Annotated in this window: 4 protein-coding genes; all 4 read left to right on the top strand. The window is 48.0% G+C overall.

From position 1 onward, the window contains the following. Positions 1-24 precede the first annotated feature (24 nt). The 4 genes from AC1DOV_RS20540 to AC1DOV_RS20525 all read left to right on the top strand — a co-directional run bounded on the left by AC1DOV_RS20540 (position 25) and on the right by AC1DOV_RS20525 (position 15,997). Positions 25-879: a lysostaphin resistance A-like protein gene (locus AC1DOV_RS20540; RefSeq protein ID WP_477550928.1), complete on the top strand. Its 855-nt coding sequence runs from the start codon at positions 25-27 to the stop codon at positions 877-879. Position 880: 1 nt separating this feature from the next. Beyond that, positions 881-1,681 (top strand): lysostaphin resistance A-like protein, encoded by an 801-nt coding sequence (locus tag AC1DOV_RS20535; RefSeq protein WP_477550927.1) that lies wholly within the window; start codon positions 881-883, stop codon positions 1,679-1,681. Beyond that, complete coding sequence (locus tag AC1DOV_RS20530; protein WP_477550926.1) at positions 1,678-2,469, top strand: lysostaphin resistance A-like protein; 792 nt, start codon at positions 1,678-1,680, stop codon at positions 2,467-2,469. Before AC1DOV_RS20535 ends, AC1DOV_RS20530 begins: the two co-directional genes overlap by 4 nt. 64 nt (positions 2,470-2,533) lie before the next feature. Continuing rightward, entirely contained in the window at positions 2,534-15,997 is a 13,464-nt protein-coding gene (locus AC1DOV_RS20525; protein ID WP_477550925.1) for an amino acid adenylation domain-containing protein, read from the top strand. Positions 15,998-16,064: the final 67 nt, after the last annotated feature.

Here is a 16,064-nt window from a genome sequence, read left to right as displayed (position 1 = left end):
CCCTATATGCAAAGGAGCATTACGTTGAAAAAGATCTTGTTTATGCTCGGGAATATCGCATGGTATTTAGGTATCTTCTACGCTTTGCTTTATCTGCTGCGATCAACCTATCAGTATGAAGCTACACTCGGCCTTGCCAAGTTTATGGATCGTAACCCGGCGATGTTCATGGCGATATTATTTACCTCCATTTTACTCATCTATATGCTTGTTTTCCGTTTGAAGAGAAGCATATGGAAAGAGCAGAAACAAACTTTGTTTCAAGTTAGCGGATTCAAGAAGATCGGGGTCAAAGATGCCGGGTTGATGCTGGCTATGGGGGCAGCCGGATGCCTGTTTAGTATTGGTCTAATTGAAATTGATGTCATCGCTCGGCACTTTCCGTCCATCCCCTTTCTCGTAGATGATCTCATTAGGGGAGATTCCATTTTATTCGTTATTTTAGGTGCGGGGCTTATTGCCCCCATCTATGAAGAAATTTTGTTTAGAGGATTAATTTACGGACAATTACGTCAAGTGATGCCGCTGTATGCTGCGCTTATTTTGCAAGCATTGGTTTACGCCTATTTTCAGCCAAGCCTCAGCCTGTCATTCATTGGTTTTGGTTCTGGACTCATCTACGCGATATTGTATATCCGAATAGGGAGCCTATGGGCGCCAATTATTGTACAAACCTCAGCCATGAGTCTTATTTTTATAACAAAATACGTTGGATGGCATGAAGCGATTAACGAAATAGGAGAACCCGCGTTGTATGTTCTAACGGCTGGAAGCCTGCTCTTTCTCGTAGGAGGAACGGCATATATTTGGCGCAGAGGGCTCGAAAAAGGTGCAAGTTCAGTACAAGCAGACCCGATTACGGTTGGAAGAGGGCGATAAGATGAGAAATTGGACTGTATCGATAGGGCGTGTTCTACTAGTCATCGGGTTGTATTTCGCCTGGTTTCTTACCGTTACCAAGTTATTTTTTGCTTATATCTACCCGTTAAGTCCTTGGTTTGAACAAAATACGCTTATTGTCATTATATTAAATGACATTATTGGTTTTCCGCTTATGTACTTTGCAATAAAGCTAATATTTAAACAAAACCTATTCAAGGAAGCCCGATTTCAAAAGATGGATGGCAGCGCTATTTCCTTGTCGCTATGGGTGGGTTTGGGTGCGGGGTTGTTCACTGTAGCATTCTCGCAATTGCCTGCGATCCAGTCTGATCAGTTCAAATTCCAAGAGTTATTCGAATATTTGAATCGGGCAGAATGGTATGTTTTCCTCGTTTTTTTATTGCTAGGCAACGTATACAAGGAAACGTTATTCAGAGGTTTACTGCTGAACAGCTTTAGAGGCGTTCTGCCTGTCGCCGTTGCGATTTTGCTGCAAGGGTTGTTATATGGCGTTTTATTCTTCTTAGGTGATATTCCACTTTCCTTGTATGGGTTTCTTGGCGCTATCATTTTTGCCCTCTTGTACGTATGGTTTGATTCCATCTGGGCGCCGATTGCCGCGCAGGTGGCTTGCCAAGGAGTTCAATACTTGCTCTGGCATCTAGGCCCGAAGAGTGACGATATATTCATATTGTCAGCTGTAATGGCAGTTGCAGGTGCCATGATTGCAAATGGCTTATATTTGGGCAATCGCCGCTTTCGCAAGCCAAACAGTCACGAAGAGGTCATTCACACATGAGAACTTTAACCGTAATTAGTAAAGTTCTACTTTATTTAGCTATTTATATCTGCGTAGTTTTATTCACCAATTGGGCGTTGAACAATTGGATTCAAGATGATGAGTTTAGTGCGTGGCTTAGCAAAAATCCAGCGAGCTCTCTTATCGCAGCGAATACGATTGTGATCGCCATTTATGTACCGCTGCTTCGCTGGCAAAACATTCGAATGCAAGACCTCGGCTTCGTTCGACCACAATCAGCAGCGATGGCTGCTGGGACAGGAATTTGGCTTGGTCTGTTCATCGCGGTGTTCACACAGCTTGGTTGGATCGCTGAGAATTTCCCGGAAATTGCGAATTTGGTTCAATTTGTAGCTGGTGGAGGGAATTTCTATGTATTTGTATTAAGCAGCTTATTGCTAGGTTCTTTGCTCGAGGAATTGCTGTTCCGGGGGATGCTGATCCATGTATTCCGCCAACGATTCTCCTCTGCATGGTCTGTGCTGCTGCAAGCTTTGTTGTTTGGCACTGTATTTATGAGCGTAACCATTGGGGCCTTCGCTGCTCTTGGAGCGATTATTTATGGTGTAATTCGCGTGACCACTGGATCGATATGGTCATCTTTGCTCGCGCATGTGTTCAGTACAGCAACCTTGTATGTCGTCTCTCATTTTATGAAGGATTCCTCTCCCGAAACTTTTCTTATTCTGTCGTTCATAAGCGGATTAGCGATTATTGTGCAATTGTATATATTGCTGCGTAGACAATCGGAGAATTTGAAGCGGCACAATAAAAGTATATCGAGTTAAATCAATGATTTATGGTAGTGATCACATTGCCACTGCAAACAACCGCAAAAGAGGAGTGTGCAGCATGTTCCAGTTGGATTTGTTGGAACCAAATCGCAATGAAAATGAAGGAGACGCAAGTAGTGACGCGGTGCTGGAAACCGCAAGCCAAGAAATTGCGATCATCGGCATTTCTGCCAAGCTTCCGAAGTCAGACACACACCGAGAGTTTTGGGATATGCTGCAAAATGGAGTGGACGGTGTACGTTCCTTCCCGCAGTCGAGGCGGCAGGAGTTGGAACCGTATCTTCGTCGCCTGAGCGCATTGTATGAAACCATTTCAATATTTGATGGTGCATATTTGGAGGATATCTCTTCCTTCGATTATTCCTTTTTTCGATTGTCTCCGAAGGAAGCTTCTCTAATGAGTCCGAACCAGCGCATGTTTCTGCAGACCGCATGGAGCGCATTGGAGGATGGCGGGTATGGGGGCGAAGCGCTCCATGGCTCACGAACAGGTGTATTTATCGGTCATAACGCCGATGCGCTGCATGATTATAAACGTATTATTGAGACGGTAAATCCAGAAGCGCTCGCAATGGCAGCGCCAGGCAATTTAAGTTCAATGATCGCAAGCCGCATCTCTTATCTCTTGAATTTGAAAGGGCCGGCACTTAATGTCGACACCGCTTGCTCATCCTCTCTTGTGGCCGTCCATTTAGCATGTCAGTCCATTCGCAGCGGTGAATGCGATGCTGCTATCGCTGGAAGTGTGAAGCTCAATTTGCTTCCGATCGATATGGGCATTCGGCTTGGGATCGAGTCAAGCGATAACCGTGCAAAGCCGTTTGATGACAGATCTGACGGGACCGGTATCGGGGATGGTGTAGTCGCATTGCTGCTTAAACCGTTCGCAAAGGCGCTGCAGGATGGGGATCATATTTATGCACTCATTAAAGGGAGCGCTATGAATCAGGATGGCAGCTCCGTAGGCATCACTGCGCCCAACGCCTTGGCACAGGAGGATGTCATTGTCCGTGCTTGGCAGGATGCAGCCATTGATCCCGAAACGATCATGTATTTGGAAGCGCATGGTACAGGAACCACATTGGGAGATCCTATTGAAATTGACGGCATTACAAGAGCATTTAGACGTTTCACAGACAAGAGGCAGTTCTGTGCGATTGGCTCAGTCAAAAGCAATATCGGACATCTCGATCATGCTGCTGGTATTACGGGGCTGCTGAAGGCAGTTCTTTCCCTTTGCAATAAACAGATTCCACCTACGCTGCATTATCGTTTCCCCAATCGCAAAATATCGTTTGTTGATTCTCCAGTGTATGTCAACGACAAGCTATCGCATTGGAGTGATGAGTTTGGTGCGCGTAAATGCGGTATTAGCGCATTTGGTATGAGCGGAACCAACTGCCATGTTGTGCTGGAAGAAGCACCGTCAATGTCAACGAATGATCACGTTATGTTGGACGAGGTAGCGAATGCAGCTTATGGGGAAGAAAAAAATGAAGTTTTTTGCCTATCCGCCCAAAGCGAATCGGCTCTTAAGCGATCCATTATTAATTATCGTGCTTGGTTTGCCGATCAGGAGCAGCATGAATGGCGCTTATCGGACATCTGCTATAGTGCGGCGATAGGTCGCGGACATTATCGATATCGTTTGGCGATCGTCGCCAAAAATGAAGTTGAGCTTAGAAATAGGCTGGAAGCCTTAGATGTTGAGCGGTTGCAAAACACGATGATGCCGAATATTTGTTACGGCGATTCAAATGCAGTGCATACGGGAGGGAATGACGAGCGAAAGCAAAAAGAGCTCTTAGAGCAGGTTGTCCGCAGTGACCGGGGCAACGATGATGCAAGTACACAGTTAGCTCAGTTATATGCAGCTGGTGCTAAAGTAGATTGGAAGGAGCTTTATCGTGATGAGAGACGCAGAAGGGTACCGCTGCCTGTATATTCATTTGATCCCTATCCGTGTTGGGTAGAGGAAGATGATCGCAGTGTTAATATAGCACCTCTGAGAGAGATTAAACATGAATCGGCAGTTAACCATGTGAGGCTGTGCAGTGAAGGTGCCGTCTCGGAATCGGAGCAAAGTGTCGCTAATGTATGGGGGGAACTGCTCGGTTATCGTGAGCTCAGCAATGATGCTAACTTCTATGAATTGGGCGGTGATTCGATCATTGCGCTGCGAATTGTTAATTCACTTAGTCAAAGCTGGGGAATTCGACTAGAAGTGCAGCATTTGCTAGGACATCCTACACTTAGCGATTTTGCTGGAGTTGTGGAAGAGCGGCGATTAAGGAGCGGTTCGCCAGAAACGGAAAAAGTAATTCATATGCCTCGAGTGGCGGAGCGGGAGTATTATACGATCTCTTCGTCGCAAAAGCGAATGTACTTGCAGCAAGCTGCATCGCCTAGCGATAGAAGCTATAATTTGCCGGAGCTTTTACATTTAGAAGGGGAAATTGATGCAAGCAGATTGGAAGCGTCTATTCATTCATTAGTAAAACGGCATGAGATGTTAAGAACGTCATTCGCCATAGTAGACGGTGAAATTTGTCAATTCGTTCATTCTGATGTTCATTTTTCCCTTCAGCGGCTGCAGGTATCCGAAGAAACGGTGCTTGAAACGCTGCATAGCTTGTTTACATCATTTGACCTGAGTCATGCGCCGCTGCTTCGCGCTGCTTTACTCACCGTTAATCTTGAGCGACATGTGTTGTATTTGGATATGCATCATATTGCTTCGGATGGCTTCTCAGCAGGTATTTTGCTCAAAGAGCTTATGATGCTTTACCAAGGAGAGAGTCTTGAGCCGTTAACCTTGCGGTATATAGACTACGCTGCGTGGCAGAGAGAGGAACTGCAATCGGAGCGGATGGAGCGACAGAGAAGTTACTGGATGAAGCAATGCCAAGGGGAGTGGCCTGTGCTGGAGCTTCCGACTGACTTTCCTCGTCCTCTGATAAAAAGTAATCGCGGCGAAACATTTGATATATATGTGGACAACGAGTTATCGGATAATCTGCGAAAGCTGGCAAAATCAACGGAATCTACGCTATTTATGGTGCTTTTATCCGTCTATTATACCCTTCTTGCAAAGTATTCTGGCGGGGAAGATATTGCTGTAGGCACACCGATTGCGGGGAGAGTCAACCGTGAAGCTGAGACTCTGGTAGGGATGTTCGTCGGAACACTTGTATTGCGTGGGTATCCCGTGGCAAACAAACCGTTTACCCAGTTTTTGGAAGAGATAAAAGCAGCATCGACAGAGGCTTATGAAAATTCGGACTTTCCATTTGAAGAGTTAGCGTCCATGGTGGATCGGCGAGATAGCAGCCGCAATCCGTTATTCGATACGATGTTTATTATGCAAAATTTGAACATTCCCAACTACTCGAGTAAAGAATTGACCTATCGGCACGAGAGGTTCCCGCATGGGACGGCGAAATACGATCTGATGGTTCAAGCCGTGGAGCAAAATGAAGGTACCCTGCGATTGGTAGTCGAATATGGCAAGGACTTGTTCCGCGAAGAGACCGTAAGGTCGATGATGAGACATTACATTACGTTGCTAAGTTATGTAACGGACTATCCAGACCATACATTAGGCGAGTGCGAAATGTTGTCCCCTCAAGATTACAACAAGTTGCTGACGGAATTTGGCAGTCGTGCGGCTGCTTTCCCTAGCGCTCGCTGTATCCACAGCAGCTTTGAAGAACAGGCAAGGCGGGTTCCTGGAAGAGTCGCCGTTCAGTGCAGAGGGGAGTCATTAACGTACGAGCAATTGAATGGGCGAGCAAATGCGCTGGCGCGTAAGCTTGTTCGCTGCGGTGTTGGCCCTAACAGCATTGTCGGTGTGATGGCTGAACGTTCGATTTCAATGGTGACAGGAATGCTTGCGATTATGAAGGCTGGCGGTGCATACATGCCAATCGACCTTCAATATCCGCAGGAGAGAATTCGATATATGCTTGCTGGCAGCAGAGCAAGTTTGCTCTTAGTAGACGATTCGGTTCATAGAAATGTGTATTCATCCGTTCAGGAAATTCGATTAACGGATGAAACGATATATGACGGGGATAAAAGCAATGTGGACGTATCCATTTCAGCAGATGATCTTATGTATGTTATCTACACTTCGGGATCTACTGGGCAGCCGAAGGGGGTTATGGTTCCGCATCGCAGCTTCTATAACTTCAGCCATTCGTTGAAGCTGTTTTATGACGGAAATTTTGATGAAAGAGACCGCTGCTTAAGCCTTACCAATATTTCGTTTGATGTGAGCGTATGCGAGCTGTTTATGCCTTTTATGTTTGGCGCATCCCTTGTCCTTTATCCAAATCCTAAGCTGCTTGACCCTAGAGAGCTAGCTAAAGTAATAGTAGAAGAGCAGATAACTTTTGCTTATATTCCGCCGACGCTGCTTCGGGATGTGGCGCAATCGTTGGAACAATCGAGGATGACGATTTCCTTGGACAAGCTGCTTGTTGGTGTTGAACCTATAAAAGATACAACGCTTGCGCTTTTTGTTCAATTAAATCCGAATATACGAATGGTTAACGGCTATGGTCCGACTGAGGCGACGATCTGCTCCAATATGTATGTGTATAAATCAGCTGCTGCCAGCGGCGTTAATGTGCCAATTGGCGGACCGATGCATGGCGTCGCTGTTCACATTTTAAATTTTGGAGACAAGCCTGCACCGGTGGGAACGGCTGGGGAGCTATGCATCTCCGGCAGCGGCCTTGCTGCCGGGTATGTTAATAAACCGGAATTGACCGCGGAACGGTTTGTTGAACACCCGCTGCTGCCTGGCACCATCATGTACCGTACCGGTGATTTAGCTAAGTGGCTGCCAGACGGAAATGCGGTGTATTTAGGCCGGATGGATGATCAAATCAAGCTGAGAGGCATTCGGATCGAGCTTGGAGAAATTGGTGCGCAGCTTCAAAGACATGAGGCGGTAGACGAAGCGGTTATCATCGCTCATGAGGATCAAGCAGGCGATAAAAAACTTTGCGCATACATGGTTGTAAATCAAACAATAGGAGCTCAGGAATTTAAGAGCTTTTTGAAAAGTAAAATGCCAGACTATATGATCCCTTCGTTTTTTATGGAGATCGCTGCGATACCATTAACACCTAATGGCAAAGTGGATCGCAAGGCGCTCCCAGAACCTGTTTTACAGCAACGAGTCGTTGCTGAGCTTACCCTGCCGCGAACCTCGCTGGAGGCAGAGGTGGCTGAAATATGGAGAGATGTGCTCGGCATGGAGCAAATTAGTATTTATGATGATTTTTTCGAGTTGGGTGGACATTCCCTGAAGGCTGCAGTATTGGTAAGCCGGATTCAAGCTAAATTTCATGTTGAAATGCCGCTGAGCATCGTATTTGAACGACTGTCTGTTGCGAGTATGGCTGAGTGGCTGGCAGGGGGAACGCTGTTAAATTCTGAGCTGGGCATCGGAGGAGCTAACATTCCACTGCAAGCAAATCGGGATCATTATCCAATGTCTCCTGCACAGAGACGCCAATATATGATCGAGCTCATTGCCGGACAATCGACGATGTATCATATTCCGTTTGTACTTCACATCCAAGGTAATTTGGAAAAAAAGAAACTGGAAGCCGCGTTTACTGCTCTAATTACGAGACATGAGAGCCTGCGAACATCATTCCACTATGTGGGTGAAGAGTTCTGTCAGCGAATTCATCCTGCTAATCCATTTCAGCTAACGGAAATGGTTATGAAAGGCGAGCAGGCTGATCTATGGCAGCGCGCGTCAACTGCAATCGGAGCAGATGTACGGATCAATGAATTAATGGCCCAATATACAGATCCATTTGATCTCGGAAGCGGCTCACTGCTAAGAGTCGGTCTTGCTCAATTGGCAGAAAACCGTCACTTGTTGTTGCTGAATATCCATCATATTGTGACGGATGGGATATCGATGAGCGTGCTCATAAAAGAGTTGATCGATTTATACAACGGGCAGGCCTTGCCAGAGCTGACGGTGCAATATCGAGATTATGCAGTCTGGCAGCTGGAACGATTAAGCGGTGACTATTACTCGAAGCTGAGGCGTTATTGGCTGGGCATGTTCTCGGACGAACTCCCGGTGCTTGATCTGCCTGCAGACAAGCAGCGTCCGGCGGTTCAGCGTTTTGAGGGCCGAAGGTATGCTTTTCAGCTAAACGAGGAGCTGGCATATCGGGCGCGGCAATTGGCAAGGGAACGAGGGACGACGTTATATACGCTGCTGCTTAGCGCTTATACGGTTCTCCTTGGGAAGTATAGCGGACAAGAGGATATTATCGTGGGTACTCCCGTAGCCGGACGCAATCACATTGATGTAGAAAGGCTAATCGGCATGTTCGTCAATACGGTCGCCATTCGTTGCCGCCCGCAATTCGGAATGACGATTGGCAGTTACATTACTGAAATGCACGGGAATGTGCTGCAAGCGCTGGAGCATCAGGAATTTCCGTTCGAGGATCTTGTAAATCAGCTTGATATGGAACAGGATTTAAGTCGCAATCCCCTATTTAACACGATGTTTATTTTGCAAAATATGGAGCAGCCAGCAAGGCAGGCGGGGGATTTGATCTTCGAGCCGCAGCCGTACGAAACCGGATTCAGCAAGTTTGATTTGTCGCTGGAAGCAGTGGAGACGGGGAAGGGGATTACATGCAACCTTGAGTATGCAACCTCTTTATTTCATGAGAGTACGATCGAGAGAATGGCCGCACATTTCTGCACAATCGTTAAGGAGATGACATCAAGCGAAGGGTCAAAGAGGACGATTGGTGAGCTGGAATTATTGGATGAGGCAGAGCAATTGCAGCTTTCTTCGCTGTCAGCAAGCGCTGATGATGAAGCGGAACAGAAGAGTAATGACATCGCGGAGAAGGTAAGAGATGCACTGCTCGATGAAACAAAAGAGATGGTAGAGATGACAGCAAATAATACACATTTCTCCGCATCCACCGAAGAGCATCCCTGCTGGATGAGCATCATGGCGGAGATAGAGCGGCAAGCGGCAGAAACGCCACATTCCGCTGCGATTTTATTTGGTTTGGAGACGCTCTCGTATTTCGAATTAAATGAGCAAGCGAATCGTCTTGCCCATACGCTTCGCAGCCGCGGAGTAGGACCGGATCGAATTGTAGCATTGATGGCAGACCGTTCACCTCTGTTGATGATCGGCATTCTTGGCATTTTGAAAGCAGGAGGCGCTTATGTCGCTATTGATCCGGCATACCCTGCTGAGCGTATTCAGTGGATGCTGGAGGATTGCGGCGATCAATGGCTTTTGACAGAAAGGAAATATGCCGGGTTTGTCATGAATGCGTCAGAAGAATGGTATTTGGATGATGCTGATCTGTATAGCTCGGAACGAGGGAATCTGGAGATCGTAAGCCGTCCCGAGCAGCTGGCGTATGTACTGTATACTTCCGGCTCAACGGGCAGGCCGAAGGGTGCAATGATCGAGCATCGCGGTTTGGCAAGCTTCGTAAGTTCATTCCGTGAGCGAATTCCATTCGAAGCAGGCCAAAGCATATTGGCAATGGCGACCGTATCCTTCGATATTTTCATTGTAGAGAGCCTGCTCCCATTAACAATGGGGATGAAAATGGTGCTTTGCAATGAAGAGGAACGGGGTGATGCTCATCTGCTGCAGGAGCTTATAAGTAAGCATCGGGTAGAAGTGCTGCAAATTACGCCATCACGCTTCAAGTGGTGGATGGCGCAGGTGAGCCATAGCGAGGTTTGGAAAGCCTTAAGCGTAGTCATGATTGGAGCGGAGCCGTTGACGATGGACCTGCTGGAGAGACTTCGTGCGGTGACGAATGCACGTATCTTCAATCTTTATGGACCAACGGAAACAACGGTATGGACTTCGGTGTGCGAAGTAACTAGCGGTGAGAACATTACGATTGGCAAGCCTATTTCCGGGGCAGCAATGGTTGTGTTAAATCCAGCGCTGCAGCTGCAGCCAACGGGTGTGATTGGTGAAATCTGCATCTTAGGAGCAGGCGTTGGACGGGGTTATCTTCGCCATCCAGAATGGGATCATGGAGTATTCATCACGAGCCCGTTTAATGCAAGTGAGAGGATGTATCGTACGGGTGATCTTGGCCGAAGGCTGGCGAACGGTGAATTTGTATACGCAGGTCGCCGCGATCATCAGGTAAAAATACGAGGACATCGCATTGAAACCGGTGAGGTGGAGCAGCAGCTGCTGCTGCATGAGCGTGTGAAGGAAGCTGTTGTCATTGCATTTCAGGAGGAGAAGGGCGAGCACGCGCTTTGCGCGTATGTTGTACACGCTTCCGACTCTAGTTGTAACAACAATATTATCGAGCACAACCTCTCCGACATGATTTCGGAGCTGCAGACCCATCTCAGCAGCAAGCTGCCTGCCTATATGATTCCAGCTTATGTGATGCTGCTAGATGCAATACCGCTGACACCAACCGGAAAGCTGCATCGAAAGGCGCTGCCGAAACCTCATAAGGTTGCGCGGAGTGAGCGCCAGTTCTTAAGGCCAAGAAACGAAACGGAACACAAGCTTGCCGAGCTGTGGAAAGATTTGCTGAAATCGGACGATATTGGCGTGATGGACAGCTTCTTCGAGCTTGGCGGCCATTCGCTCAAGGCTGCAGCGCTGGTGAGCCGAATCCACGAGCAGTTCGGTGTACATGTGCCGCTGAGGGAGCTGTTTTTAAATCCAAAGCTAGGGTCCCTTGCTGAAGTAATTGAAGGTAAACATCTGCAAACATATGAATCGATTCCTCGCCAGATGGATCAGGAGCATTATCCGATGTCGCATGCGCAGAGAAGACAATATTTGCTGGGGCTGCTAACAGGAGAATCGACGATGTACCATGTTCCGTTTGCACTGCGAATTCGGGGCAATCTGGACGCTTCGAGACTTGAAGCTGCGTTTTCATCATTGGTCGCTAGGCATGAAAGTTTACGAACTTCGTTTCATTATATGGATGAACAATTCAGGCAGCGAGTTCATCCAGCGACGGCATTTCATTTCGAGGATGCTGTAGAGGAGCTTGTACCAGCTGGCAAGTGGTTGGGAGCATCTAGTGATGATGTAAGCGCTGAATCCGAATGGCTGAATGAGCTTACTACGAAGTTTATAAGACCTTTTGATTTGGAAAGCGGACTGCTGCTAAGGGCAGGACTTCTTCAACTGGAAGAAGAGCATTACTTGCTGCTGCTGGACATCCATCATATTGTGACTGATGGCGTTTCAATGAGTGTGCTGGTAAAGGAATTAACAGCATTATACGGCGGAAATGAACTGCCAGAGCTGCGGGTGCAATATAGAGATTATGCGGTCTGGCAGGAGGGACAGCTAGGCGGCGAAGCAATCGAGGCGCATGAGCGTTACTGGTTGAAGAAGTTTGAAGGCGAGCTGCCGCTGCTGGAATTGCCGACAGATAGGAAACGCCCGATCGTTCAAACTTTCAAGGGGCGAAAACATGTCTTCCATCTAGACGGAGAGCTTGCACAGCTGGCGCGGCGTTTGGCGGTAGAGCAAGGTGTGACACTATATTCAGTGCTGCTGAGTGCGTATGCTTTTATGCTTGGGAAGTACAGCGGACAAGAGGATATTATTGTTGGCACGCCAGTAGCTGGACGTAATCATGTTGATGTGGAGGGACTCATCGGCATGTTCGTCAATACAGCAGCCATTCGTTGTCGACCACAGCTCGATCGTACGGTTAGCAGCTACGTTGCCGAATTGCACGAGGATGTGCTGCAGGCGCTGGAGCATCAGGAGTATCCGTTCGAGAAGCTGGTGGAGCGGCTAAACCACGTTCAGGACAAGAGCCGAAATCCGTTGTTCGATACGATGTTTATTTTGCAAAATATGGAACATTCAGCGTTGCAAGCGGGCGGTTTGAGCTTCGAGCCGCAGCCGTTTGAACACGGTGTCAGCAAGTTTGATTTGACACTTGAAGCTGTAGAGCGCGCGGAAGGCATTGCCTTCAGCTTGGAATATGCAACGGATCTGTTTCATGAGGAGACGGTCATCAGGATGGCGCACCACTACTGCGTGATTATTAAAGCAATGACGTCGAGCGAAAATCAATTGCGGACTCTTGGCGAACTAGAGCTGCTAAACGATGAAGAAAAGTTGGAGCTGCTTGCGGCATTGAATAGTATGACGTGGATGAAGAGCAGTGGGGCTGATGCTGAAGGGGCTGTAGCTGCAGGAGATGCACCCGCTAAAATGCCGCTGAGTTTGCAGGGCCAAGATTCATCTTTACCAGGTGTCCCGTTCAAATGGCGATCCGTCATTGAAGAGATAGAGCAGCAGGCTGCAAAAACTCCAGATGCGGTTGCAGTCCATTTTGAATCGGAGCAGATGACCTATCGCGAACTAAATGATAGATCCAACCAGCTGGCACATACGCTTCGCAGCCGCGGGGTAGCACCAGAGCGAATCGTAGCGCTGATGGCAGACCGTTCACCCCTGTTGATGATTGGCATTCTTGGCATTTTGAAAGCAGGAGGAGCTTATGTCGCTATTGATCCGGCATACCCTGCTGAGCGCATTCAGTGGATGCTGGAGGATTGCGGCGATCAATGGCTTCTGACAGAAAGGAAATATGCGGGTTTTGTCATGAGCGCAGCAGAAGAATGGTTTTTGGATGATGCTGATCTGTATAGCTCTGAACGAGGGAATCTGGGAAATATAAGCCTTCCCGAGCATCTGGCGTATGTACTGTATACTTCCGGCTCAACGGGCAGGCCGAAGGGTGCAATGATCGAGCATCGCGGACTGGCAAGCTTCGTGAGTGGATTCCGTGAGCGAATTCCATTCGAAGCAGGCCAAAGCCTATTGGCAATGGCGACCGTATCATTTGATATTTTCATCGTAGAGAGTCTGCTCCCATTAACAATGGGGATGAAAATGGTGCTTTGCAATGAAGAGGAACGGGGAGATGCTCATCTGCTGCAGGAGCTTATAAAGAAGCATCGGGTAGAGGTGCTGCAAATTACGCCATCACGCTTCAAGTGGTGGATGGCGCAGGTGAGCCAAAGCGAGGTTTGGAAATCCTTAAGCTTAGTCATGATTGGCGCGGAGCCGTTGACGATGGATCTGCTGGAGAGATTGCGTGCGGTGACGAGTGCACGTATTTTTAATCTCTATGGCCCAACGGAAACAACAGTATGGACATCGGTGTGCGAAGTAACTAGCGGTGAAGCTATTACGATTGGCACACCTATTGCAGGGGCAGCAATGGTCGTACTGAGTCCAGAGCTGCAGCTGCAGCCAACAGGTGTGATTGGTGAAATTTGCATCGGAGGAGCGGGCGTTGGTCGGGGTTATCTTCGTCATCCGGAATGGGATCAAGGAGTATTCATCACAAGCCCGTTTAATGCAGAGGAGAGAATGTACCGCACGGGTGATCTTGGCAGAAGGCTGGCGAATGGTGAATTTGTATACGCAGGCCGCCGCGATCATCAGGTGAAAATACGAGGACATCGCATTGAAACCGGTGAGGTGGAGCAGCAGCTGCTGCAGCATGAGCGTGTGAAGGAAGCGGTTGTCATCGCGTTTCAAGAGCCTGAGGGTGAGCCTGTTCTCTGCGCTTATGTTGTCCTACAAAAGGCTGATGATGCTGATCTGCCAAATATGACCTCGTACGCGGATCATTATGTTGCAGCAGCACTCGAAAGTATCCATAAGGGAGAAACCGTATGGTTAGAGAGCGTAGGCGGGCATTCTCTCAGTGTAACTGAGGAGCTAATCCAACATCTGAGAGGCAAGCTGCCTGCTTATATGATTCCAACCTATGTGATGCTGCAGGATGAAATACCGATGACGCCAACAGGCAAGATAAATCGCAAGGCACTTCCAAGACCGCAGCAGACAGAACGGAATGTACGACATTACCGGGAGCCGAGTACGGAGACGGAGCGCAAGCTGGTTATAATCTGGCAGGAGCTGCTATTGACGGATAACATCGGAGCGACAGATAGCTTCTTCGAGTTAGGGGGACATTCGTTAAAGGCGGCAACATTGGTCAGTCGGATAGGCGTACAATTTGGTGTGCGCGTGCCGCTGAGAGAATTATTTCAAAATCCGACACTAGAGTTGCTCGCTCTAGTAATTGAAGGTCAAAGCCAGCAAACGTATGAATCGATTCCGCGTCAGATGGACAGGGCGTATTTCCCGATGTCGCGCGCTCAAAGAAGGCAATATGTTTTATCTCTGCTGTCTGGAGAAGCAACGATGTATAATGTCCCTTTTGCACTGCATATTCGTGGGAATCTGGATGCGAAGAAGCTGGAGCAGGCGTTCACCGCTTTAATCATGAGGCATGAGAGTTTACGGACGTCTTTCCATTATGAGGATGGACAATTCAGGCAACGGATTCATCCATCTGCGGCATTTAAGCTGGAGGGTAATGCATGGGCACGAATGACTGCCAAACGTTTGTTGTCAGAAACGGGAATGGATGAAACCATTACTAGATTAATGGCGCGGTTCATCCGTCCATTTGATCTTGGTAGCTGCATATTGCTGCGGGCAGCTCTTGTTCCGCTAAGCTCTAGCTCTCACTTGCTGCTGCTTGATATGCATCATATTGTTACGGATGGTGTATCGGTCAGTGTGCTTCTGAAAGAATTGATCGAATTGTACTCCGGCAATGAGCTTGCAGAGCTGCGGGTGCAGTATAGAGATTATGCCGTCTGGCAGAAAGCTCAATTAAATGGTCCAGGGTACGAGGCGAATGAGCGCCACTGGCTGGATATGTTCTCAGGCGAACTGCCAATACTGGAGCTCCAGGCGGATAATCCGCGACCAGCGATGCAGAGCTTCGAGGGGCGCAGATATAGTTTTAGGTTGAATGAGAAACTTACGAGACGAGCGCAGCACATGGCAAGAGAGCTGGGGACAACTTTGTATACGGTGCTGCTTGGTGCTTATGCGCTTTTGCTTGGCAAGTACAGCGGCCAAGATGACATTATAATTGGCACGCCAACAGCGGGACGTGACCATGTCGATCTTGAGGGGCAAATCGGTATATTCGTTAATACAGTTGCGATTCGATGCCGACCACAGCCTGAAAGAACACTCGGCGGTTACATCACCGATGTGCATAATGACGTACTGCAAGCGCTGGAGCATCAGGAGTATCCGTTTGAGGATTTGGTGAAGCGATTGGAGCTTGGGAAAAATCAGAGTCGAAATCCTTTGTTCGACACGATGTTCATTTTGCAAAATATGGATCGTTCTGTCATGCAAGGAGGCGATTTAACCTTTGAGCTTCAGCCGTTCGAGCCAGGAGTTAGTAAATTCGATTTGACGCTGGAGGTTGTGGAGAGTAATGGAGAAATGATTTGCAGCTTGGAGTATGCCACAGCACTGTTTCACTCAGATACGATTACGCGCATGGCTCAGCATTATTGTGCAACCGTAGAGGAAATGACGGCTGCTGCCAGCCCTCTGATGAAACTAAGCGATCTATTGCTGCAAGATGGTCCGAAATAACATCGTTCTCGGAGGTATTTCCTTCGTGCAGTACCGCCGAGAAATGATTAAATGATACGAGTTTGGA

The organism is Paenibacillus sp. 01T47 (genome assembly GCF_056398245.1).
Note: the sequence above shows the minus strand (reverse complement) of the source record. Positions and strands in the feature narration are given on the sequence as shown.

Excerpts from the sequence above, each read along its gene's own strand:
- AC1DOV_RS20535 (WP_477550927.1), top strand. The coding sequence starts at position 881 with ATGAGAAATTGGACTGTATCGATAGGGCGTGTTCTACTAGTCATCGGG.
- AC1DOV_RS20530 (WP_477550926.1), top strand. The coding sequence starts at position 1,678 with ATGAGAACTTTAACCGTAATTAGTAAAGTTCTACTTTATTTAGCTATT.
- AC1DOV_RS20525 (WP_477550925.1), top strand. The coding sequence starts at position 2,534 with ATGTTCCAGTTGGATTTGTTGGAACCAAATCGCAATGAAAATGAAGGA.